The organism is Pantoea sp. B566, assembly GCF_024793925.1.
In the GTDB taxonomy this organism is placed as follows: Bacteria; Pseudomonadota; Gammaproteobacteria; order Enterobacterales; family Enterobacteriaceae; genus Pantoea; species Pantoea ananatis.
The window spans coordinates 3,607,064-3,629,122 of record NZ_JANUQL010000003.1 but is presented as its reverse complement, the minus strand read 5'-3'; the positions used below and the strand labels follow the sequence as shown (position 1 = coordinate 3,629,122).

Below are 22,059 nucleotides of genomic sequence, written 5' to 3'. Positions count from 1 at the left end.
GTAAATCTGCTATCGCTACTTTATCACCGTTAAAAGGACTAATTATGTACTCAGGTCAAAATTAATGACGCTTAAAAAATGCTATAAAGAAACAAAAAAATTAGCAATATCAGACTATTTTTCAATGTAAAAAAAACATCAAAAAATAGTTTAAACTTCAGGGATACATCATGGAAAAGTTATACAAAGAGGAACACGCTGGCAGGCGCACGCCGAAAAATAAACCCACGAAAGTCAGAATAATCATTCTGCTATTAATATCCGCTGGCACAATGATTAACTATCTTGATCGGACAATTTTAGGCATCGTTGCGCCAAAAATCACCCGCGAACTTGAAATCGATCCCGCTATGATGGGCGTGGCTTTTTCTGCCTTCGCCTGGACGTATACGCTGGCACAAATCCCCGGAGGGATGTTTTTAGATCGCTTTGGTAACAAACTGACCTACGCCCTTTCCGTGCTGTTTTGGTCGATTTTCACTCTACTGCAAACATTTACTCTTGGGCTCAAGTCTTTGATCTTCCTCAGACTGGGGCTGGGATTGAGCGAAGCACCCTGTTTTCCGGTTAACAGTCGCGTAGTGGCAAAATGGTTCCCGCGTCATGAACGTGCCCGCGCCACCGCAACCTATACCGTCGGGGAATATATTGGTCTGGCGGCTTTCTCGCCCTTACTCTATCTCATTCTGGAGTATCACGGCTGGCGCAGCCTTTTTTTTATTACCGGCGGAGCCGGTATTCTGTTCACGTTTATTTGGTGGCGACTTTACCATGAGCCTGAAGCATCCCAAAAAGCCAATCAGGAAGAAATTGATTACATTATCAATAATGAACCCATTGAAACATTAAAAAACACGCCCTTTAATTGGCCCGATGCCAAACGTTTACTCTGCTGCCGACAAATTATTGGCGCCAGTCTCGGACAATTCGCTGGAAATACGACCCTGGTGTTTTTTCTGACATGGTTTCCCACCTATTTAGCGAAAGAACGGCAACTGGAATGGCTTCAGGTGGGCTTTTTCTCTGTATGGCCATTTATGGCTGCCGCTGTAGGCGTTTTCTTTGGCGGGTGGCTCTCAGATAAACTGTTGAATGCAACAGGATCTATGAATCTGAGCCGAAAACTTCCGGTTATTAGCGGCCTGGTGCTTTCCGGCACGATTATTGCGGCTAACTGGATGAGTTCAGACAGCGCCGTTATCATCGTTATGTCCATTGCCTTTTTTGGACAAGGCATGGTCGGTCTGGGCTGGACAATAATCGCAGATATTGCCCCGGCTTCTATGGCAGGACTCACTGGTGGTATATTTAACTTTTGCGCCAATATGGCTTCGATTTTAGCGCCCCTGATTATCGGCATTATCATTTCAATGACAAGCAGCTTTTTTTATGCGCTCGTGTATATCGGTATCACTGCGGTGATTGGCTTAGTCGCCTATATCTTTATCATTGGCGATATTAGGCGGATTGTGCTCTAAAGCACCGTACCCCCGGCACTGTTATGCCGGGGGTACGTGCTTATTAAACGTCTTTAACGTTGCGTATCATTCCCAGCGTCAGTAAAGCAATCGCGGCAATCACCCAGTACACGCTGCCGTGACCAAAATGTTCAACCAGTATGCCCTGAAATAACCCCGCCAAAATAATGCCGGTCGAAATGCTGTTGGTAAACAGGGTTGTGGCTGCGCCTGCCCGCCCCGGCATCAGATCCTGAAACCACAACATTCCAATGCCCGCGACAACGCCGATAAACAGGGCGTTGAACACCTGCAGGACCAGCAGCGCCAGGTGGCTGTGAAACAGAATCAGGCCGCTGTAAAACACAACGGCGGAGGCCACCGCGCCCACCATCATCTTTCGTTTACCCCAACGTTTGGCATAGAAACCGGCCAGAATCATGACTGGGATTTCCAACCCGGCGGCCGTGCCCATTAAGAGACCGGCAAGCTTTTCGGGCAGGCCCAAATCGTTGCTGATCCACAGCGGCATATCGATAATGTACATGGTGTTACAGGTCCACATCAGCGTTGATGCGGCAAACAAAATGCGCACGTCACGAATCCGCCAGCCGCTCAGGGGGATCCCGCCCGACTGCATCAGGGAAGCCGCGCGCGGCACCGAGGGCACGGTAAACCAGATCAGCAGGAAACAGAGAAAAAACAAGCCGGCCGCCACGCTGAACAGCGTAACGAAACCAAAATTCAGCGCCAGCGCAAACGACAGCGGTGGCCCAATCACCCACGCCAGCGACACCTGAGCGCGCATAATGGAACTGAACATCACCACTTCGCGCGAGGAACTGTCGGCATATTCTCGCGCCAGCGCAAAGAGCTGCGGCATGGCGACGTTCGCCAGCGACGATAACAGCACGCCCAGCGTTATCAGCGTCAGGTAATGGCGGGTAAACGCGAACAGTATGGCGTTTGCCAGGGCAAGGATACAGCACACTAAGATGATATTCCGCCGATCGCCAACGCTGTCGGAGCGCTTTGCGATCATCATGCTGACCACAATGCCGGCGATGGCATTGATGGTAAAAAACAGCCCGACCCACAGCGGTGGCACCTGCACTTCTCGCGATAAAAACAAGCTCAGCGTCGGCGCCTGCAGCGCACCGGCCACGCCGAGGATAAAGGCGGTCACCATAAAAGCCAAAAAGACCGGATTGAAACGGCGCGAGAACGATAACAAAGATTTCATGCCTTATCCCTGACAGAACAACGGGAGAAACGGGAACAATTGAACCCCGACCCAAACCTGCAACGTAAAAAAAACCAGCAGAATAACCCTGCTGGCGAAATCGTAACACACTACTCAGAAGGGACAGACATCGCTGCCAGTCCATGTCAGAGCGCCATTCATTACTGAATGCCTCCCGCTCTTCCAATACAGGAAAGATTGCCTCTAAAATGGGGTAAGAAAAACAGAGCACCTTTATCAGGGAGTTCCTCTTTTATGTCGTCATCACGTCTGAAGCAGCAGTTCATTCGTCTGTGGCAAAATTGCCAGGGACAACCACAGGAAACAACCTTGGGCGAACTGGCTGATTTGCTGCACTGTTCGCGTCGCCATATGCGAAACCTGCTCAACAGAATGCAAGCGGCTGGCTGGCTCACCTGGCAGGCCGAAGCCGGACGGGGCAAACGTTCCCTGATGACCTTCTGCTACACCGGGCTGGCGCTCCAGCAGCAGCGTGCCGAAGATCTTCTGGAGCAGGATCGTATCGATCAGTTAGTCCAGCTGGTGGGGGATAAAGATCAGGTCAGACAGATGATCAGCGCCCACCTGGGGCGGAGCTTCCGCCAGGGCAAACATATTTTGCGCGTCCTCTATTATCGCCCTCTGCTGAATCTGTTACCCGGTTCGCCCCTGCGCCGTTCGGAAACCCATATTGCCCGCCAGATCTTTAGCGGCCTGACGCGCATAAATGAGGAAAAGGGGGAAATCGAGGCCGATATCGCCCATCACTGGCAGCAAACATCCGATTTCCACTGGCGCTTTTATTTACGTCCTGCCATTCGTTTTCATCATGGCCGGGAGCTGGACATGGCCGATGTGATCGCAAGCCTGGAACGCCTGCGTCAGTATCCCCTGTTTTCTCATATCCAACGGCTCGACTCACCGGCCCCCTGGACCCTGGATATCTATCTGGATCAGCCCGACAGCTGGCTGCCCTGGCTGCTGGGCAGCGTCAGCGCCATGATTCTGCCACGGGAATGGCCTGAAATTCGCGATTTTGCCCGTCAACCTGTGGGAACAGGTCCTTATCGGGTCGTCCGTAATCAGCACAGCCAGTTGAAGATAGAAGCGTTTGACGACTACTTTGGCTATCGCGCGCTGATCGATGATGTGTCGGTGTGGGTACTGCCAGAGATCAGTGACGAGCTGGTTTATGCAGGGGTTCGCCTGCAGGGCGAAAAAGCCGATGAGAAACAGGAAGAGAGCCGGCTTGAAGAAGGTTGCTACTATTTACTGTTCGATCAGCGTTCAGAAAAAATGGCCGATCGAGACATTCGACGCTGGCTCAGCGACCTGCTTAACCCGATTGCACTCCTCAATAATGCGGGCAGGGGTTATCAGCGCTACTGGTTCCCGGCTTACGGCCTGCTACCCCGCTGGCACCATCGCCGCGATCTGACCCCAGTGGACAAACCGGCGGGCCTCACGAGCCTGACGTTAACCTGGTATAACCAGCATATTGAGCATGTCAGTATTACGGATGCCTTACGTCCGTTGCTGGCAGAACAGGGCGTTACGTTGAACACCCGGGAAGTCAGTTACGAAAGCTGGCATCAGGGCGAAGGCGAGAGTGATATCTGGCTGGGCAGCGTCAATTTTACCCTGCCCCTCGAATATTCCCTGTTTGCCCTGTTATACGAAACGCCGTTGATGCAGCACTGTCTGCCTGTTAACTGGCAGCAGGATGCCACGCGCTGGCGTGAAAAAACGCTCTCCCTCGCTGAATGGGGTAAATATCTGGTGGAAAATAGCTGGCTTCATCCGCTGTTTCATCACTGGCTGCTGCTGGAGGGCCAGCGCAGTATGCGCGGCGTGCGGATGAATACATTGGGCTGGTTTGATTTTAAATCCGCCTGGTTTGCCCCGCCTACGCTGTGAGCCTTTCCCCTTGCGCATTTAATGACTAGAATGTGGCGTTCTCAACGGGGTGCCCCTTTCCACAGTGTCAGGGCGCTGAGAAATACCCGTCGAACCTGAATCGGTTAATACCGACGTAGGGATTTGAGAGGTTGTTTTGCTCAGATCCTTTGCGACTCAACCCTGCCGCCCTAGGAGCGCAAAGTGTTAAAAAACGTCCTGCCCGTGCTGCTGTTACTTTCTGCCCCGGTCTTTGCGGCCAAACCTGTCCTGACGGTTTACACCTACGACGCCTTTTCCGCTGACTGGGGGCCGGGTCCGGCCGTCAAAAAAGCCTTTGAAGCCCAGTGCGGTTGCGAGCTGAAATTTGTCGCGCTGGAAGACGGTGTTTCGCTGCTGAACCGTGTACGTATGGAAGGCAAGAACACAAAGGCCGATGTGGTACTAGGCCTGGATAACAACCTTCTGCAGGCCGCGCAGCAAACCGGCCTGTTTGCCAAAAGCGACGTGGATACCCGTGAGCTGCAGGTGCCCGGCGGCTGGAAGGACACCACCTTTGTGCCGTTCGATTACGGTTATTTCGCATTCGTGTACAACAAAAACACGCTAAAAAATCCCCCTACAAGCCTGAAAGAACTGGTCGAAAGCCCAGAGAAATGGCGCGTGATTTATGAAGATCCTCGCACCAGCACGCCAGGCCTTGGCCTGCTGCTGTGGATGCAAAAGGTTTACGGGGACAACGCGCCTGAGGCCTGGCAAAAGCTGGCGAAGAAAACCGTCACGGTCACCAAAGGCTGGAGTGAAGCCTACGGCCTGTTTCTTAAAGGCGAGAGCGATCTGGTGCTGAGCTATACCACGTCACCGGCTTATCACATCATTGAAGAGAAAAAAGATAACTATGCTGCGGCATCCTTCGCCGAAGGCAACTATCTGCAGGTTGAGGTGGCCGCCCGACTGGCGAACAGCAAGCAGCCCAAACTGGCAGAACAGTTTATGCAATTCATGGTTACGCCAGCCTTTCAGAACACCATCCCTACCGGGAACTGGATGTATCCGGTGATCAAAACTGACCTGCCCGCCGGGTTTGCCTCGCTCAGCGTGCCAAAGACAACATTGCAGTTTTCACCGGAAGAGGTTGCCAGCCACCGTTCGCAATGGGTTAGCCAATGGCAACGCGCCGTCAGCCGTTAATCCCTTTCTGGCTGATTCCGGGTTCGCTCGCCACGCTGCTGCTCTGCAGCGTGGCGCTGCTGGCCTTCACAGCACTGTGGATGGCGGCGCCAGCGACCAACTGGCGGTCTGTCCTGCAGGATACATATCTGCATCATGTTATTGGCTTTTCGTTTAAGCAGGCGCTGCTTTCCGCCCTGCTCTCCTTGCTGCCGGCCATTCCACTGTCCCGAGCCCTTTATCGGCGGCGCTTTCCCGGACGTCAGGTGTTGCTGCGCCTGTGCGCCATGACGCTGGTTCTGCCCGTGCTGGTGGCCGTATTCGGCCTGCTCACCGTCTATGGTCGGGTGGGCTGGCTGGCGCAGCTTTGCGCCTGGCTTGGCGTGGACTATCACTTCTCGCCTTACGGGCTTCAGGGAATTTTACTGGCCCATGTGTTTTTCAACCTGCCGCTGGCCACGCGCCTGATGCTGCAGGCGCTGGAAAGCATTCCTGCCGAACAGCGTCAGCTTGCTGCCCAACTGAACATACGTGGCTGGCATCATTTCCGGCTGCTTGAATGGCCCTGGCTGCGCCGCCAGCTCCTGCCCACCGGGGCATTAATCTTTATGCTCTGTTTTGCCAGTTTTGCCACCGTGCTATCGCTGGGTGGCGGGCCGCAGGCGACCACCATCGAACTGGCCATCTTCCAGGCGCTAAGCTATGACTACGATCCGGGCCGCGCGGCGCTCCTGGCGCTGATTCAGCTCAGCTGCTGCCTGGTGCTGGTGCTCCTCAGCCAGCGCTTCAGCAACGCCATTCCGGCGGGTAGCCCGCAACTGAACGGCTGGCGCGATCCTCAGGATTCCACGCTGGCCCGCGTCAGCGACGCCGCCATCATCTTTTTCGCCCTGCTGCTGCTGCTGCCGCCGCTGCTGGCGGTGATCGTAAATGGTCTGGATAGCGGGCTTCGGGGCGCGTTACAGCAACCGGCGTTATGGCAGGCAACGTTGACCTCGTTACGTATCGCGCTCGGCGCCGGCGTGCTGTGTCTGGTCCTGACCACCATGCTGTTGTGGAGCAGCCGGGAGCTGCGCCTGCGGCAGCATACACTCGCCGCACAGATCATGGACACCAGCGGCATGCTGATTTTGGCAATGCCCGGTATCGTGCTGGCAACCGGCTTTTTCCTGCTACTGAACGCCACGACCGGCTTGCCGGACTCCGCGGATGGCGTGGTGATCTTTGCCAATGCGTTAATCGCGATTCCCTACGCGTTGAAAGTGCTGGAAAATCCGATGCGGGATATCGCTGAACGTTACGCCCACCTGTGCGGGGCACTGGGCATCAGCGGCTGGAACCGCCTGTGGCTGATTGAACTCCGGGCGTTGAAACGTCCGCTGGCGCAGGCGCTGGCGTTTGCCTGCGTGCTGTCGATTGGTGATTTTGGCGTCGTAGCGCTGTTTGGTAATGCCGATTTCCGCACGCTGCCGTTCTACCTTTATCAGCAGATAGGCGCCTATCGCGGTGCCGATGGCGCCGTTACTGCACTGTTATTGCTGCTACTCTGCCTGTCTCTGTTCACCTTGATGGAAAAATTACCGGGCCGCCATGCTGACACTGAATAATCTGACTTACCTGTATCAGCATTTGCCGATGCGTTTCTCCCTTCACGCCGGGCGCGGCGAACGACTGGCGATTCTCGGCCCAAGCGGGGCAGGTAAAAGTACGTTATTAAACCTGATTGCCGGTTTTCTGCCCGTCAGCCAGGGCAGCCTGACGATTAACGGTGTTGACCATACGAATAGCGTGCCTGCCCAGCGCCCGGTATCAATGCTGTTTCAGGAAAATAACCTGTTTCCGCACCTGAGCGTAGAACAGAATCTGGGGCTGGGCTTACATCCCGGTCTGAAGCTGACCTCAGATCAGCGCCAGCAGGTGACGACCATTGCGCAGCAGGTCGGACTCAGTGAGATGCTGTCACGCCTGCCGGGCCAGCTCTCGGGAGGACAACGCCAGCGCGTTGCCCTGGCACGCTGTTTACTGCGCGATCGCCCGGTGCTGCTGCTGGATGAACCTTTTTCGGCGCTCGATCCGGCCCTGCGCGGCGAGATGCTTAATCTGGTGCGCACCGTCTGCGAAACCCGTGCGATTACGTTGCTGATGGTGTCGCACAGTCTTGAAGACGCACAGCAGATAGCGCCACGTAGCGTGGTGGTGGTGGATGGACGCGTTTACTGGCAGGGATCGACGGACGCACTGCTGTCAGGGAACATACGGGAAGCCGATGTGCTCGGCATCCCGCGCCGTTAACCGATAAAGACCTGCCACAACAGGTGGCGGAAAATCGGCATCATCGGATGAAACTGGATGCCGACGAACGCCGCAACGGCCACCACAAAACTTAGCGGTGCCAGCCAGCGCAGACGTTCGGGTGGCAAATACGCCGTCGCCCAGTCGCGCGTTTTTCCACTGCGCCACCAGCGCCAGCACAGCCAGCATCCCAGCCATACCAGGATAGCAACGCCTAATAACAGCCAGATGAAATGGCCGCCCTGGGCTTCTTTCGGGACATCAATCGCGACGCCTGCCAGAATACCCGGCAATAAATAGAGCGGTGGCCATAAAATACAGCCGATCAGATTGGGGGGCAGAAATTTGCGTATCGGCAATTCCAGCATACCCGCCACCAGCGGGATCAGCGGCCGGGTTGGCCCGACAAAGCGCCCGACCAGAATGGTAAACATGCTGTGCTGATACAGCGCGTGTTCGGTCTTATCCAGCAGCCCTTTGTACTTTTGCAGGTATTTCCAGCGATGGAGCGGCCCCTGAAACTTCCAGCCAATGCCATAGGAAACCCAGTCGCCCAGCAGGCAGCCAATGAAGCCCGCGGCCCAGGCGGGATATAAGCCGATCTGTCCACTGCCCACCAGCGCACCCAGGCTCGCCATCATGACGGTGCCAGGGAGTAACAGCCCCACGAACGCCAATGACTCCAGAAACGTCACCAGCGCGACGGCAAACAGCGCCCACTCCAGCGACTGTGTAATCAGGTGTTCAACCCAGGCTTCCATATCAATCCTCAGAAAAAGCAGAAGGCTGGATTGTCCAGAGCAGACATCACAGCGTCAAGGCAAGAATTGTAGGCCAATATTGACAAAACGCACCGGCAGACACTGTATAAATATCCATGTTATACTGGTTAATGAGATGTCCGACTCGCTATCTGCCTGGAGAATACGTGAATAAGCCCCGCGCAGGGTTTCTGCTCAGCCGTCACTGGCGCGACACGCCGCAAGGCACCGAAATTACGCTGTGGCTGGCCACCGACGAGGGTGCTCAGCGCGTTGTGCTGCCTTTGCAGGAATCCGTGACGTTTATTCCCTGTGAATATCAGGCGCAGGTCGACACGCTGTTGCAGGGCGAGCGCCAGCTGCGGATGCAGCCTCTGCAATTAAAAGATTTTCGCCGCCGTCCAGTATTTGGCCTGTACTGCCGGCAGCATCGCCAGTTGCAGTGGGTTGAAAAGAAACTGCGCGAAAGCGGTATCCCCCTGTATGAATCCGACATTCGTCCACCCGAACGCTACCTGATGGAACGGTTTATTACCGCGCCCGTGTGGTTTGATGGTGACATTCAGGGCGACACATGGGTTAACGCCCGTCTGAAACCCCATCCCGATTACCGGCCCCCGCTGAAGTGGGTCTCGCTGGATATTGAAACGACCCAGCATGGCGAGCTTTACTGCATTGGTCTGGAAGGCTGCGGGCAGCGCCAGGTTTTCATGCTGGGACCGCCTAACGGCGACGCCAGCGAACTGGATTTCGAACTTATCTATCTTGAGAGCCGCCCGCAGTTGCTGGAGGCGCTGAATCGCTGGTTTGCCGATAACGATCCGGATGTGATTATCGGCTGGAACGTGGTGCAGTTTGACCTGCGCGTGCTGCAGAAACACGCCGATCGCTACGGCATTCCGTTACGTCTTGGCCGCCAGCAGGCCGCGCTGGAGTGGCGCGAGCATGGGTTTAAACCCGGCGTGTTTTTTGCCCAGGCGACAGGTCGCCTGATTATTGACGGCATCGATGCCCTGAAATCCGCCTTCTGGGATTTTCCCTCTTTTAGTCTGGAATCTGTTTCGCAACAGCTGCTCGGTGAAGGCAAAGCCATTGATAACCCATGGCAGCGCATGGAAGAGATCAACTGGCGTTTTGCCAACGATAAACCGGCGCTGGCGCGCTACAACCTGAAGGACTGCGAGCTGGTCACGCGCATCTTTCATAAAACCGAGATCATGCCGTTTTTACTGGAGCGCGCTGCCGTTAACGGGCTGGCAGTCGATCGCCACGGTGGCTCCGTCGCGGCATTCGGTCATCTGTACATCCCCCGCATGCACCGGGCCGGTTTTGTCGCCCCGAATCTGGGCGATGTGGCGCCGGAAGCCAGCCCCGGCGGCTACGTGATGGATTCCCGGCCCGGCCTGTATGATTCCGTGTTAGTGCTGGATTATAAAAGCCTGTATCCCTCGATTATCCGCACCTTTCTGATCGATCCCGTCGGGCTCATCGAAGGTCTGGCGCACCCAACGGATGCGGACTCGGTGCCCGGTTTTCGCGAGGCGCGCTTCTCACGTGAGACGCATTGCCTGCCCGCCATCGTAGAGCAGATTTGGCAGGGGCGCGAAACCGCAAAAACACAGGGCAATAAACCCCTGTCGCAGGCCCTGAAAATCATCATGAATGCGTTTTACGGCGTGCTCGGCACCAGCGCCTGCCGCTTTTTTGACCCTCGCCTGGCCTCGTCTATCACGCTGCGCGGTCATGCCATCATGCAGCAAACCCGTGAACTCATTGAAGCCGAAGGGTACGATGTGATTTATGGCGACACCGATTCGACCTTTGTCTGGCTGAAATCCGCCCGGGATGAAGACGAGGCAGAGGCAATTGGCCGGGCACTGGCCGGGAAGGTCAACGGTTGGTGGCGTGAACATCTGCAGCAGCAATACGGCCTGACCAGCGCCCTGGAGCTGGAGTATGAAAATCACTTTTGCCGATTCCTGATGCCGACGATTCGCGGTGCTGAACAGGGCAGTAAAAAACGCTATGCGGGCTTAATTCGGGCAGGCGAAAGTGAGCGTATGGTGTTCAAAGGACTGGAATCGGTACGTACCGACTGGACGCCGCTGGCGCAGCAGTTTCAGCAGGAGCTTTACAGCCGCATATTTCATCGCCAGCCGTGGGAAGACTATGTTCGTAACACGGTGGCCCAGCTGTTGGCAGGTGAGCTGGACGACAGGCTGATTTATAAAAAGCGCCTGCGCCGCCCACTGAACGAGTATGAACGCAATGTGCCGCCCCATGTCCGCGCCGCCCGTCTGGCTGATGAGCAGAATCGTAAGCTGGGCCGGCCGTTGCAATATCAGACCGGGGGCCGCATTCGTTATGTGATTGCCACTGGCGGCCCCGAGCCGGTAGAGGCCCGAACCACGCCGCTGGACTACGATCACTACGTGACTAAACAGCTGCAGCCCGTAGCCGAAGGCATTCTGCCTTTTGTCGATGGCGACTTTGCTACACTCATTACCGGGCAGTTAGGCCTTTTTTGACAGGTGACGAATGCCCTGCCATCCAGTACCATAACGCCCTTCCTCAAAACTCACTGCTCTGACATGACGCACCAGGCCCTTTTGCCTGGATGAAATGCTATTGCCTGAGAATGGGGAACACCTTCAAAAACGTTAAAAATTCGAGCAAAAATTATATGGTTTTTACATTAGGTCAGCGTTGGATTAGTGATACAGAAAGTGAACTGGGATTAGGCACCGTGGTGGCGATTGATACGCGCATGATCACCCTGCTGTTCCCGGCCACAGGGGAAAATCGCCTCTACGCTCGCAGCGACTCGCCGGTCACCCGCGTGATTTTTAATCCGGGTGATACCGTTACCAGCCACGAAGGCTGGCAGATGCAGGTCGATGAAGTACGCAATGACAATGACCTGATAACCTATATCGGCACGCGCCTTGATACCGAAGAAACCCACGTCATGCTGCGTGAAGTTATGCTCGACAGCAAACTGGTGTTCAGCAAACCTCAGGACAGGCTGTTTGCAGGCCAGCTCGACCGTATGGATCGCTTCGCCCTGCGTTTTCGCGCACGTAAATATCAAAGTGAGCAGTATCGCCTGCCCGTCAGCGGCCTGCGCGGCATGCGTACCAATCTGATCCCCCACCAGCTGCATATCGCCCACGACGTAGGCCGCCGCCATGCGCCGCGCGTCCTGCTCGCGGATGAGGTCGGCCTGGGGAAAACCATCGAAGCCGGCATGATCATCCAGCAGCAGTTGTTGGCAGGCCGTGCTGAACGCGTACTTATCGTCGTGCCAGAAACCCTGCAACATCAGTGGCTGGTAGAAATGCTGCGCCGCTTCAACCTGCGCTTCGCCCTGTTTGACGACGATCGTTACGCTGAAGCGCAGCACGACAGCGACAATGCCTTTGACACCGAACAGTTGATTATCTGCTCGCTGGACTTTGTGCGTCGCAACAAACAGCGTCTGGATAAGCTGGCGGACGCAGACTGGGATTTAATGGTGGTGGATGAAGCGCACCATTTGGCCTGGTCCGAAGGCGAACCAAGCCGCGAGTATCAGGTGATCGAAAAACTGGCTGAAAAAACGCCGGGCGTCCTGTTACTGACCGCGACGCCAGAACAGCTGGGCATGGAGAGTCATTTTGCGCGCCTGCGCTTGCTTGACCCCGACCGTTTTCATGATTTTGCCGCCTTTGTTGAAGAGCAGCAGCACTTCCGCCCGATTGCCGATGCGGTGACATCGCTGCTGGCCGATCATGCCATCTCACAAAACGAGATGAATATGATCAATGAGCTGGTCGGCGAGCAGGATATTGAACCGCTGCTGCAGGTGGCAAACAGCGATCGTGAAGGCAAACAGGACGCGCGCAGCGAACTCATTTCCATGCTGATGGATCGCCACGGTACCAGCCGCGTGCTGTTCCGTAATACCCGCAACGGGGTGAAAGGCTTCCCGAAACGTGAGTTACACGCTATTCGTCTGCCCCTGCCGGCTCAGTATCAAACGGCCATTAAGGTGTCCGGTATTATGGGCACACGTAAAAGCGCAGAAGCGCGCGCGCGCGATCTGCTCTATCCGGAACAGATTTATCAGGAGTTCGAAGGCGATACCGGCACTTGGTGGAACTTCGATCCGCGCGTTGAATGGCTCATGGGTTACCTGACCAGCAACCGTAAAGAAAAAGTGCTGGTGATCTGTGCTCAGGCCACTACAGCACTTCAACTGGAGCAGGTGCTGCGTGAACGTGAAGGGATTCGCGCCGCCGTGTTCCATGAAGGGCTGTCGATCATTGAACGCGATCGGGCTGCCGCCTGGTTCGCTTCTGAAGAGAACGGCGCACAAGTTCTGCTGTGTTCCGAAATTGGTTCCGAAGGCCGTAACTTTCAGTTCGCCAGCCGTCTGGTGATGTTCGATCTGCCGTTTAACCCGGATCTGCTGGAACAGCGTATTGGCCGACTGGATCGTATTGGCCAGGCGCACGATATTCAGATTCTGGTCCCCTGGCTGGAGAAAACGGCCCAGGCCGTGCTGCTGCGCTGGTATCACGAAGGGCTGGACGCGTTCGAGCACACCTGCCCGACCGGCAGAGCCATCTACGACAGCGTCAACGCAGAGCTGATTAACTACCTGGCCGCACCGGAAAACAGCGACGGGTTTGATGATTTCATTAGCGAATGCCGTAAGCAGCATGATGCGCTGAAATCCCAACTCGAACAGGGCCGCGACCGCCTGCTGGAGCTAAACTCTAACGGTGGTGAAGCCGCCCAGGCGCTGGCCAATACTATTGCCGAACAGGATAATGATACCGAACTGGTTAACTTTGCTCTTAACCTGTTTGATATCGTCGGCATTAATCAGGAAGACCGCAGTGATAACCTGATCGTGCTGACACCTTCAGATCATATGCTGGTTCCGGACTTTCCGGGCCTGCCGGAAGACGGCTGTACGATCACCTTCAATCGCGACCAGGCCCTGTCGCGTGAAGATACGCAGTTTATTACCTGGGAACATCCGTTAATCCGTAATGGCCTGGATCTGATTCTGTCAGGTGACACCGGCAGTTGTGCGCTGTCGCTGTTAAAGAACAAGGCATTGCCTGTGGGGACACTGCTGGTCGAGATGATCTACGTGGTGGAATCCCAGGCACCGAAACATCTGCAGCTAACCCGCTTCCTGCCCCCTACGCCGGTGCGCCTGCTGCTGGATCGCAACGGGACGAACCTGGCCGGTAAAGTGGAATTCGAAAGCTTCAACCGCCAGTTGAATGCCGTTAACCGCCACACCGGCAGCAAGCTGGTGAATGCCGTACAGCAGGACGTTCACGCGATCCTGACGCTGGCTGAAAAAGAAGTCGTCAGTGAAGCACGTGCCGTTATTGACGCGGCACGGCGCGAGGCGAGCGAAAAGCTGGGGGCCGAGTTATCACGTCTGGAAGCACTGAGAGCCGTTAACCCCAACATCCGTGACGATGAGGTCGAGGCGCTGGAAACGAATCGCCAGCAGGTACTGGAGAGTCTGGATGAAGCGAACTGGCGACTGGATGCACTGCGTCTGATTGTGGTTACGCATCAATAAGTTCAGGGCCGCAAGGCCCTCTTTTTTTGGAATAGAGTATGGAACCCTACAATCCGCCGCTTGAGCCCTGGCTGCACATTCTGTATCAGGATGCCCATATCATGGTGGTGAATAAGCCCAGCGGCCTGCTTTCGGTACCCGGTCGGCTTGACGAGCACAAAGACAGCGTGATGACGCGGATCCAACGCGATTATCCTGAGGCGGAATCTGTGCATCGGCTGGACATGGCGACCAGCGGCGTGATTGTGGTCGCCCTGACAAAGGCCGCAGAGCGCGAGCTTAAACGTCAGTTTCGTGAACGCGAGCCTGCAAAGACCTATGTGGCACGGGTTTGGGGCCATCCGGCGCAGGAGAAGGGCATGGTGGATTTACCGCTGATTTGCGACTGGCCTAATCGCCCGAAGCAGAAAGTGTGTTTCGACACCGGCAAGTCGGCGCAAACCGACTATCAGGTTGTGGAATACGGTGAAGATAACAGCGCGCGCGTCGCGCTCAAACCGATTACCGGGCGCTCGCATCAGCTGCGCGTACATATGCTGGCGCTGGGCCATCCGATTCTGGGTGACGGTTTTTACGCACATCCGGAAGCAAAAGCCATGGCAGATCGTCTTCTGCTGCACGCCGAATCGCTGACCATCACGCACCCGGCGTTTGGTAATGCCATGACCTTCAGGCAGCCTGCCGATTTTTAATCTGCCATGATGCTAATGCTTCGCGCGCCCTCGCCATCAGCCGGGCGCGCATCTCACTTATTTAAAGCCTTTTTCTTTGCGAATCAGATCGTAAGCCGACTGAATGTCCTGCGCTTTCTGTTTCGCCATCTCCATCATCTCGGGCGGCAGACCTTTCGCCACCAGCTTATCCGGGTGATGTTCACTCATCAGTTTGCGATAGGCGCGTTTGATGGTGGTGGCATCGTCGGTGGTTTTCACACCCAAAACGTTACAGGCATCGGATAACGTCGGGCCTCGTTGCGCCTGCTGAAAACCGCCCTGCTGTGAATAGCTGCGACCGCCGCCGAACTGCTGTCCCCCCTCCATCATGCGCAGAAACTGGTCGAACTGACTCTGAGAAATCCCCAGTTCTTCACCAATCACATACAGCACCTGACGTTCATTGGGATGCAGCGACCCATCGGCAAACGCGGCCTGGATCTGAATTTCCAGAAACATCCTAATCAGATCAAAACGTCCGAAGCAGGCACTGCGCAATTCACGCAGTTTGGTACGGAGCGGATATTCCCCCTGCTTGCCTTCGCGAAAGGCGCGCTGTGCAGCCATTCGGGCATCGCCATGCAGCTGCATGCGATCCATAAACAGCGATGCAATCTGAATATCCGCTTCGGTTACGCGCCCTTTCGACTTGGTTAAGTGCCCCATGACCTGAAAAGTCGTGCTGAAAAAGAGTGACTGCCGGGTCTGATTATTTGAGAAGTAAGCTTTGCTCTGCGCGCCGCGAACCTTGTCAAATCCATGCCCAATGATCAGACCAATAACAATTCCCCAAAAGCCTGCGCCGGACAGCAATCCAAGCACTAAACCTATTACTTTTCCCCAGTAGCGCATAAACTCCTCAATTCGCCATGCTTACGGCTGAAAATTGCATTATCATACCTGTCATTTATCTCAGCGCCTAACGGCAGCGCGGACAGAAAAGGATTAACACTGGCGCAACGCCAGGCAGTGCGTTAGTCTCTGACCCGATTGTCGGCATGATGCCAGTTTTCATGGAATTCTCGATACCGCGTATGAAAAAACATATACCTACTCTGCTGGCCACCATGATCGGCGCAGCCATTAGCCAGCAAGCCTTCGCCGATGATTTAATGTCGCAGTGTATGTTAGGCGTGCCGAGCTACAATCGCCCCCTGGTTAACGGCGATCCTAATCAGCTGCCCGTTACTATTCACTCGGATTCCCTGAAAGGCAACTATCCTGACGATGCGGTCTTCACAGGTGATGTGGATGTGCAGCAGGGTAACAGCCGCATGCTGGCAGATGAAGTACAGCTTCACCAACGCCAGCCTGAAGGTCAGACCGTCCCCGTTCGTACCGTCGATGCGCTAGGTAATGTGCACTACGATGATAATCAGGTCATCCTGAAAGGTCCGAAAGCCTGGTCAAATCTGAATACCAAAGATACCAACGTCTGGAACGGCGATTATCAGATGGTAGGCCGTCAGGGCCGTGGAACGGGCGATCAGATGAAGCTGCGCGGTGAAAACCGTTACACCATCATGGAAAACGGCACCTTCACTTCCTGTCTGCCCGGCAGCAACAGCTGGAGCGTCGCGGGTTCTGAGATCATTCAGGATCGTCAGGAAGAAGTGGCTGAAATCTGGAATGCGCGCTTTAAACTGGGTTCCGTTCCGGTGTTTTACAGCCCCTATCTGCAATTGCCATTGGGCGATCGTCGCCGTTCCGGTTTTCTGATCCCCAATGCTAAATACGGCAGCAGCAACGGTTTTGAGTTCATTCTGCCCTACTACTGGAACATCGCGCCGCAGGCCGATGCGACCATTACGCCGCATTACATGAGTAATCGCGGGCTGCAATTACAGAATGAGTTCCGTTATCTGACACAGGCTGGCGCAGGCCTCGTTGAGTTTGACTATCTGGCCTCAGATAAACAGTATGACAACGACAAAGCTGCACGCGGCATTGCCCAAAATGACAGTTCGGACCGTTGGTTATTTTACTGGCGTCACTCTGGTGTTTACGACCAACACTGGCGTTTCAGTGCTGACTACACCAAAGTCAGCGATCAGTATTATTTCAACGATCTGACCTCGCCTTACTACAGTTCGACAGATGGTTACGCCTCGCAAAAATTCAGCGTGGGCTATGCGGATACCAACTGGGACGCAACGCTGTCGACCAAAGATTTCCAGATTTTTGGCAACACGAGCAACAGCAACGTCTATCGCGCCTTCCCGCAACTGGATCTGAACTGGTACCAGAACGATGTGGGTCCGTTCGACACCCGCATCTATGCGCAGGCCGTCAAGTTTACCAACGTCAACAGCAACTATCCTGAAACCACGCGTTTACACGTTGAGCCCACGATTAATCTGCCGTTGTCCAACGGTTGGGCCAGTCTGGATACCGAAGCGAAGTTTCTGGCGACGCACTATCAGCAGAAAGATGTTGATTACTACAACACGAATTTTGCGCCAACCAGTACAAGTAGTGGCGTGCTGAAAGACTCTGTTAACCGGACCTTGCCACAGTTTAAAGTTGACGGTCGTATGGTGTTTGACCGCGATATGGACTGGGCGCAGGGCTACACGCAGACGCTGGAACCCCGGGTTCAGTACCTGTATATCCCGTATCGTGACCAGAGTGATATCTACCCTTACGACTCCACCCTGCTGCAAACCGACTATACCGGCCTGTTCCGCGATCGTTCATACAGCGGCCTGGATCGCATCGCATCGGCCAACCAGGTTGCCACCGGTGTCACTACGCGAATTTATGATACCGATTTGGTTGAACGTTTTAACGTTTCTGTGGGTCAAATCTATTCGTTCACACCTTCTCGTACGGGTGTTAACCAGGTCAATAAAGAAGACGACACCGGTAGTCTTCTGTGGGCGGGTGACAGCTACTGGAAGATAAGTGACCGTTGGGGCGTGCGCGGCGGGCTGCAGTACGATACCCGCCTGAATAACGTGGCACAGGGAAATACCGTGCTGGAATACCGCCGTGATGCTGACCGTATGGTGCAGTTGAGCTACCGTTACAGTAGCCCGGAGTATGTTGCTTCTGCGCTGAACGACAGTTCACTGGTGAATAACCCGATTTATAAAAACGGGATTTCACAGGTCGGTACGACGGCGAGCTGGCCGATTCATGATGCCTGGTCGGTGGTTGGCGCGTATTACTATGATACGCGTAATAATCGTCCTGCATCACAGTTGGTTGGCCTGCAGTACAGCTCTTGTTGCTACGCAATTCGTCTGGGATATGAGCGCAAAATCAACGGTTGGGAAAACAACGACAGTAAGTATGACAACCAAATCTCATTCAACATTGAGTTACGTGGCCTGAGCTCAAATTATGGCCTGGGAACCGGCCAGATGCTGAGTCAGGGTATCATCCCTTATCAGCGTGCATTCTGATGTTGTGATGTTTGACAGGCAATCCCGCAGTGCGGAACCAATAATGGATAAAGTATGAAGAACTGGAGAATGCTGATTCTTGGTGTGGCGCTCAGTGCCAACACCGCGTTCGCAGCACCACAAGTGGTTGATAAAGTTGCAGCTGTAGTGAATAACGGCGTGGTCCTCGAGAGTGACGTGGACAGCATGATGAGCACCGTTAAATCTCAGGCGAAGCAGGCAGGTCAACAGTTGCCTGATGACAAGACGTTGCGCCATCAGATCCTCGAACGTGAGATCATGGACGCGATCATCCTGCAGTTAGGTGATAAAGCCGGTTTACAGATTACCGATCAGCAACTGGATCAGGCTATTCAGAATATCGCCGCGCAAAACCGCATGAGCGTTGATCAGCTGAGAAGCCGCCTGGCTTACGACGGGATGAACTACAACACCTATCGTGCTCAGATCCGTAAAGAGATGCTGATCTCTGAAGTGCGTAATAATGAAGTCCGCCGTCGTGTCACTATCCTGCCGCAGGAAGTCGATACGCTGGCGCAGCAGGTTGGCGCTCAGAATACGCAGGGCACTGAAATGAATATCAGTCATATCCTGCTGCCTCTGCCGGAAAACCCTACGCAGCAGCAGGTTGACGATCAGGAGAAGCTGGCAAAACAGCTGATAACGGAACTGAAAGGTGGCGCAGACTTTGGCAAGCTGGCCGTGACCTACTCCGCCGATTCTCAGGCGCTGAAGGGCGGCAACATGGGCTGGGCAAAAATCGAAGAGCTGCCTACCCTGTTTGCTCAGGCGCTGACCACAGCGAAGAAGGGCGACATTGTTGGCCCTATCCGTTCAGGTGTGGGTTTCCATATCCTGAAGGTGAACGATCTACGCGGCGAGAGCAAAAACGTCTCTGTTACCGAAGTGCATGCGCGCCACATTCTGCTGAAGCCGTCTCCGATCATGACTGACGATCAGGCTCGCGCTAAGCTGGAACAGATTGCTGCCGACATTCGCAGTGGTAAGACGACCTTTGCCGCGGCCGCCAAACAGTTCTCCGACGATCCGGGTTCGGCTAATCAGGGCGGCGATCTAGGCTGGACCTCACCAGAAGTGTTTGACCCGGCATTCCGCGATGCGCTGCTGCGTCTGAAAAAAGGCGAAACCAGTCAGCCGGTCCACTCCTCTTTTGGCTGGCATCTGATTCAGCTGCTGGATACGCGTCAGGTGGATAAAACCGATGCAGCCCAGAAAGAGCGCGCTTACCGTATGCTGTTTAATCGTAAGTTTGCGGAAGAAGCGCAAACCTGGATGCAGGAACAGCGCGCCGGCGCTTACGTGAAAATCCTGGATAACAATGCGCAGTGATTTTCGTGTGGTGATCACGCCCGGCGAACCCGCCGGGATTGGTCCCGATCTTGCCGTTCAACTGGCTCAGCGAGCCTGGCCTGTTGAACTGGTTGTGTGTGCTTCTCCCCAGCTGTTGCTGCAACGTGCCGCTCAGCTGGGTTTGCCGTTGACGCTGCGCGTTTACGACGCCGCAGGCGAACCCGAACCGCAACAGGCTGGCACGCTCACCGTCCTCCCCGTTGAAATACCGCAGCCGGTCACGCCCGGCACGCTATGCGTCGCCAACAGCCACTATGTGCTGGAAACTCTGGCACGCGCCTGCGACGGATGTTTATCCGGGGAGTTTTCTGCCTTAATTACTGGCCCCGTTCACAAGGGCGTGATTAACGACGCGGGCATTCCGTTTACCGGGCATACCGAATTTTTTGCCGAGCGCGCGGGCGCGCAGCGCGTGGTGATGATGCTGGCCACCGAGCAACTGCGTGTCGCGCTTGCCACTACGCATCTGCCGTTAAAAGATGTTGCTGGTGCCGTCACCCGCGATTGTCTGCATGAAGTCATCACCATTCTGCATCAGGATCTCAAGCATAAGTTTGCCATTGCTCAGCCGCATATTTTTGTCTGCGGACTGAATCCCCATGCCGGAGAAGGCGGTCACATGGGGCGGGAAGAGATAGACACGATCATCCCCGCACTCAATGCGCTGCGCGAGCAAGGCATTCAACTCACCGGTCCGCTGCCTGCGGATACACTGTTCCAGCCCAAATATCTGCAACATGCCGATGCGGTGCTGGCGATGTATCACGATCAGGGGTTACCGGTGCTTAAATTTCAGGGATTTGGTCGGGCGGTTAATATTACCCTCGGCCTGCCGTTTATCCGTACCTCAGTCGACCACGGCACCGCGCTTGAATTAGCCGGGTTGGGTCAGGCTGACGCGGGCAGCTTTATCACGGCGCTTAACCTCGCCATCACTATGATCAAGAGCAGTAATGAATAATCGCGTCCATCAGGGGCACTACGCCCGTAAACGTTTCGGGCAAAACTTCCTGAACGATCAATATATTATCGACAGCATCGTCTCCGCCATCCATCCACAGCGCGATCAGGCAATAGTGGAAATCGGTCCGGGTTTGGGTGCACTTACTGAACCCGTGGGCGAACGCCTGGACAGTTTAACCGTGGTGGAGTTAGATCGCGATCTGGCTGCACGCCTGCAAACTCATCCGTTTTTAGGGCCCAAGCTGACGATTTTCCAGCAGGACGCCATGACGTTTGACTTCGCTGCGCTGGCCAAAGAGAAAGGCCAGCCGCTGCGGGTCTTCGGTAACCTGCCATATAATATTTCGACCCCGCTGATGTTCCATCTGTTCAGCTATACTGGTTCGATTAAAGATATGCACTTCATGCTGCAGAAAGAGGTGGTTAATCGTCTGGTTGCGGGTCCCGGCAGCAAAGCCTATGGTCGTCTGAGCGTAATGGCTCAGTACTATTGTCAGGTGATTCCGGTGCTGGAAGTGCCGCCGCACTCTTTTACCCCGCCCCCGAAGGTGGACTCGGCGGTTGTGCGGTTAGTCCCTTACATGACACCGCCTCATCCGGTCAAAGACGTGCGTATTCTGAGCCGCATTACCACTGAAGCATTCGGTCAACGCCGCAAAACGCTGCGTAACAGCCTGAGCCATATGGTCGTTGCTGGCGCACTGGATGAGCTGGAAATCGACACCAGCCTGCGTGCCGAAAATGTTTCGGTCGCGCAGTATTGCCAGTTAGCAAACTGGCTGGCAGATCATCTGGATCAACCCCAGGAGTAACCCATGAGTGAACCGGCCCGCGTATCGCTGCACGTACAAAGTCTGTATGTCGCCTCACAGTCCTCACCGGAAGATGAGCGCTATGTCTTCGCTTATACCGTCACGATTCGCAACGTAGGCCGGTCCTCAGTGCAACTGCTCCGACGCTACTGGCTCATCACTAACGGCAACGGCCGTGAGACGGAAGTTCAGGGTGAAGGCGTCATAGGCGAACAGCCGCATATTGCACCGGGAAATGAATATCAGTACACCAGCGGTGCTGTTCTTGAAACCCCGATGGGCACCATGCAAGGTCACTATGTGATGGTCGATGAGCAAGGCGATGAATTCCACGTCGAGATCCCGGTATTCCGCCTCGCGATTCAAACCCACATCCATTGATAC

At 55.0% G+C, this 22,059-nt stretch carries 16 protein-coding genes and 1 riboswitch; of the genes, 13 read left to right on the top strand and 3 right to left on the bottom strand.

What is annotated here, in order from left to right:
* Window positions 1-170: 170 nt before the first annotated feature.
* A complete protein-coding gene (locus tag NYE92_RS18495; RefSeq protein ID WP_088900663.1) occupies window positions 171-1,478 on the top strand; it encodes an MFS transporter in 1,308 nt (435 codons plus the stop codon).
* A gap of 43 nt (window positions 1,479-1,521) precedes the next feature.
* On the opposite strand, the gene NYE92_RS18490 is transcribed toward NYE92_RS18495, so the two are convergent.
* Window positions 1,522-2,700, bottom strand: coding sequence for an MFS transporter (locus NYE92_RS18490; RefSeq protein WP_013024590.1), 1,179 nt, complete (start codon window positions 2,698-2,700; stop codon window positions 1,522-1,524).
* A gap of 255 nt (window positions 2,701-2,955) precedes the next feature.
* Between NYE92_RS18490 and sgrR the strand changes: the two genes are divergently transcribed.
* The 4 genes from sgrR (at window position 2,956) to thiQ (ending at window position 8,058) form a co-directional block, all read left to right on the top strand.
* Entirely contained in the window at window positions 2,956-4,617 is a 1,662-nt protein-coding gene (gene sgrR / locus NYE92_RS18485) for an HTH-type transcriptional regulator SgrR (RefSeq protein ID WP_088900664.1), read from the top strand.
* Window positions 4,618-4,652: 35 nt separating this feature from the next.
* Window positions 4,653-4,757, top strand: a riboswitch (TPP riboswitch).
* Between the two features lie 43 nt (window positions 4,758-4,800).
* Window positions 4,801-5,787 carry a thiamine ABC transporter substrate binding subunit gene (gene thiB, locus NYE92_RS18480; RefSeq protein ID WP_013024588.1) on the top strand — a complete coding sequence of 329 codons (987 nt, stop codon included), beginning with the start codon at window positions 4,801-4,803 and terminating at the stop codon, window positions 5,785-5,787.
* Window positions 5,763-7,373 (top strand): thiamine/thiamine pyrophosphate ABC transporter permease ThiP, encoded by a 1,611-nt coding sequence (thiP, locus tag NYE92_RS18475; RefSeq protein WP_064352860.1) that lies wholly within the window; start codon window positions 5,763-5,765, stop codon window positions 7,371-7,373. Before thiB ends, thiP begins: the two co-directional genes overlap by 25 nt.
* The gene (gene thiQ / locus NYE92_RS18470) at window positions 7,357-8,058 is read left to right on the top strand and encodes a thiamine ABC transporter ATP-binding protein ThiQ (RefSeq protein WP_013024586.1); all 702 of its coding nucleotides are present in this window, start codon (window positions 7,357-7,359) and stop codon (window positions 8,056-8,058) included. Before thiP ends, thiQ begins: the two co-directional genes overlap by 17 nt.
* Here thiQ and NYE92_RS18465 read toward each other — a convergent pair.
* The gene (locus NYE92_RS18465; RefSeq protein WP_110015280.1) at window positions 8,055-8,819 is read right to left on the bottom strand and encodes a DedA family protein; all 765 of its coding nucleotides are present in this window, start codon (window positions 8,817-8,819) and stop codon (window positions 8,055-8,057) included. The genes thiQ and NYE92_RS18465 overlap by 4 nt on opposite strands.
* Before the next feature lie 167 nt (window positions 8,820-8,986).
* Between NYE92_RS18465 and polB the strand changes: the two genes are divergently transcribed.
* The 3 genes from polB (at window position 8,987) to rluA (ending at window position 15,101) form a co-directional block, all read left to right on the top strand.
* The gene (gene polB, locus NYE92_RS18460; RefSeq protein WP_028714812.1) at window positions 8,987-11,347 is read left to right on the top strand and encodes a DNA polymerase II; all 2,361 of its coding nucleotides are present in this window, start codon (window positions 8,987-8,989) and stop codon (window positions 11,345-11,347) included.
* 155 nt (window positions 11,348-11,502) lie between these two features.
* A complete protein-coding gene (gene rapA, locus NYE92_RS18455; protein WP_259019334.1) occupies window positions 11,503-14,409 on the top strand; it encodes an RNA polymerase-associated protein RapA in 2,907 nt (968 codons plus the stop codon).
* Window positions 14,410-14,447: 38 nt separating this feature from the next.
* Window positions 14,448-15,101 carry a bifunctional tRNA pseudouridine(32) synthase/23S rRNA pseudouridine(746) synthase RluA gene (rluA, locus tag NYE92_RS18450; protein WP_013024582.1) on the top strand — a complete coding sequence of 218 codons (654 nt, stop codon included), beginning with the start codon at window positions 14,448-14,450 and terminating at the stop codon, window positions 15,099-15,101.
* A 57-nt stretch (window positions 15,102-15,158) separates the two neighbouring features.
* Here the strand turns inward: rluA and djlA are convergent, their stop codons facing one another.
* On the bottom strand, window positions 15,159-15,974 hold the full coding sequence (djlA, locus tag NYE92_RS18445) for a co-chaperone DjlA (RefSeq protein WP_013024581.1): 816 nt from the start codon (window positions 15,972-15,974) through the stop codon (window positions 15,159-15,161).
* Between the two features lie 182 nt (window positions 15,975-16,156).
* Between djlA and lptD the strand changes: the two genes are divergently transcribed.
* The 5 genes from lptD to apaG are packed head-to-tail and all read left to right on the top strand — an operon-like array spanning window position 16,157 to window position 22,056.
* On the top strand, window positions 16,157-18,529 hold the full coding sequence (gene lptD / locus NYE92_RS18440; protein ID WP_233255856.1) for an LPS assembly protein LptD: 2,373 nt from the start codon (window positions 16,157-16,159) through the stop codon (window positions 18,527-18,529).
* Window positions 18,530-18,583: 54 nt separating this feature from the next.
* Entirely contained in the window at window positions 18,584-19,879 is a 1,296-nt protein-coding gene (surA, locus tag NYE92_RS18435; RefSeq protein WP_013024579.1) for a peptidylprolyl isomerase SurA, read from the top strand.
* The gene (gene pdxA, locus NYE92_RS18430; protein WP_013024578.1) at window positions 19,869-20,861 is read left to right on the top strand and encodes a 4-hydroxythreonine-4-phosphate dehydrogenase PdxA; all 993 of its coding nucleotides are present in this window, start codon (window positions 19,869-19,871) and stop codon (window positions 20,859-20,861) included. Before surA ends, pdxA begins: the two co-directional genes overlap by 11 nt.
* Window positions 20,854-21,675 carry a 16S rRNA (adenine(1518)-N(6)/adenine(1519)-N(6))-dimethyltransferase RsmA gene (gene rsmA / locus NYE92_RS18425; protein ID WP_013024577.1) on the top strand — a complete coding sequence of 274 codons (822 nt, stop codon included), beginning with the start codon at window positions 20,854-20,856 and terminating at the stop codon, window positions 21,673-21,675. Before pdxA ends, rsmA begins: the two co-directional genes overlap by 8 nt.
* Before the next feature lie 3 nt (window positions 21,676-21,678).
* Window positions 21,679-22,056 carry a Co2+/Mg2+ efflux protein ApaG gene (gene apaG, locus NYE92_RS18420; protein ID WP_013024576.1) on the top strand — a complete coding sequence of 126 codons (378 nt, stop codon included), beginning with the start codon at window positions 21,679-21,681 and terminating at the stop codon, window positions 22,054-22,056.
* The last annotated feature ends 3 nt before the right edge of the window (window positions 22,057-22,059 follow it).

Bases quoted from the DNA above. Each gene is read 5' to 3' on its own strand.
- NYE92_RS18495 (WP_088900663.1), top strand. From the start codon at position 171: ATGGAAAAGTTATACAAAGAGGAACACGCTGGCAGGCGCACGCCGAAA.
- NYE92_RS18490 (WP_013024590.1), bottom strand. From the start codon at position 2,700: ATGAAATCTTTGTTATCGTTCTCGCGCCGTTTCAATCCGGTCTTTTTG.
- sgrR (WP_088900664.1), top strand. From the start codon at position 2,956: ATGTCGTCATCACGTCTGAAGCAGCAGTTCATTCGTCTGTGGCAAAAT.
- thiP (WP_064352860.1), top strand. From the start codon at position 5,763: ATGGCAACGCGCCGTCAGCCGTTAATCCCTTTCTGGCTGATTCCGGGT.
- thiQ (WP_013024586.1), top strand. From the start codon at position 7,357: ATGCTGACACTGAATAATCTGACTTACCTGTATCAGCATTTGCCGATG.
- NYE92_RS18465 (WP_110015280.1), bottom strand. From the start codon at position 8,819: ATGGAAGCCTGGGTTGAACACCTGATTACACAGTCGCTGGAGTGGGCG.
- rapA (WP_259019334.1), top strand. From the start codon at position 11,503: ATGGTTTTTACATTAGGTCAGCGTTGGATTAGTGATACAGAAAGTGAA.
- rluA (WP_013024582.1), top strand. From the start codon at position 14,448: ATGGAACCCTACAATCCGCCGCTTGAGCCCTGGCTGCACATTCTGTAT.
- djlA (WP_013024581.1), bottom strand. From the start codon at position 15,974: ATGCGCTACTGGGGAAAAGTAATAGGTTTAGTGCTTGGATTGCTGTCC.
- lptD (WP_233255856.1), top strand. From the start codon at position 16,157: ATGAAAAAACATATACCTACTCTGCTGGCCACCATGATCGGCGCAGCC.
- surA (WP_013024579.1), top strand. From the start codon at position 18,584: ATGAAGAACTGGAGAATGCTGATTCTTGGTGTGGCGCTCAGTGCCAAC.
- pdxA (WP_013024578.1), top strand. From the start codon at position 19,869: ATGCGCAGTGATTTTCGTGTGGTGATCACGCCCGGCGAACCCGCCGGG.
- rsmA (WP_013024577.1), top strand. From the start codon at position 20,854: ATGAATAATCGCGTCCATCAGGGGCACTACGCCCGTAAACGTTTCGGG.
- apaG (WP_013024576.1), top strand. From the start codon at position 21,679: ATGAGTGAACCGGCCCGCGTATCGCTGCACGTACAAAGTCTGTATGTC.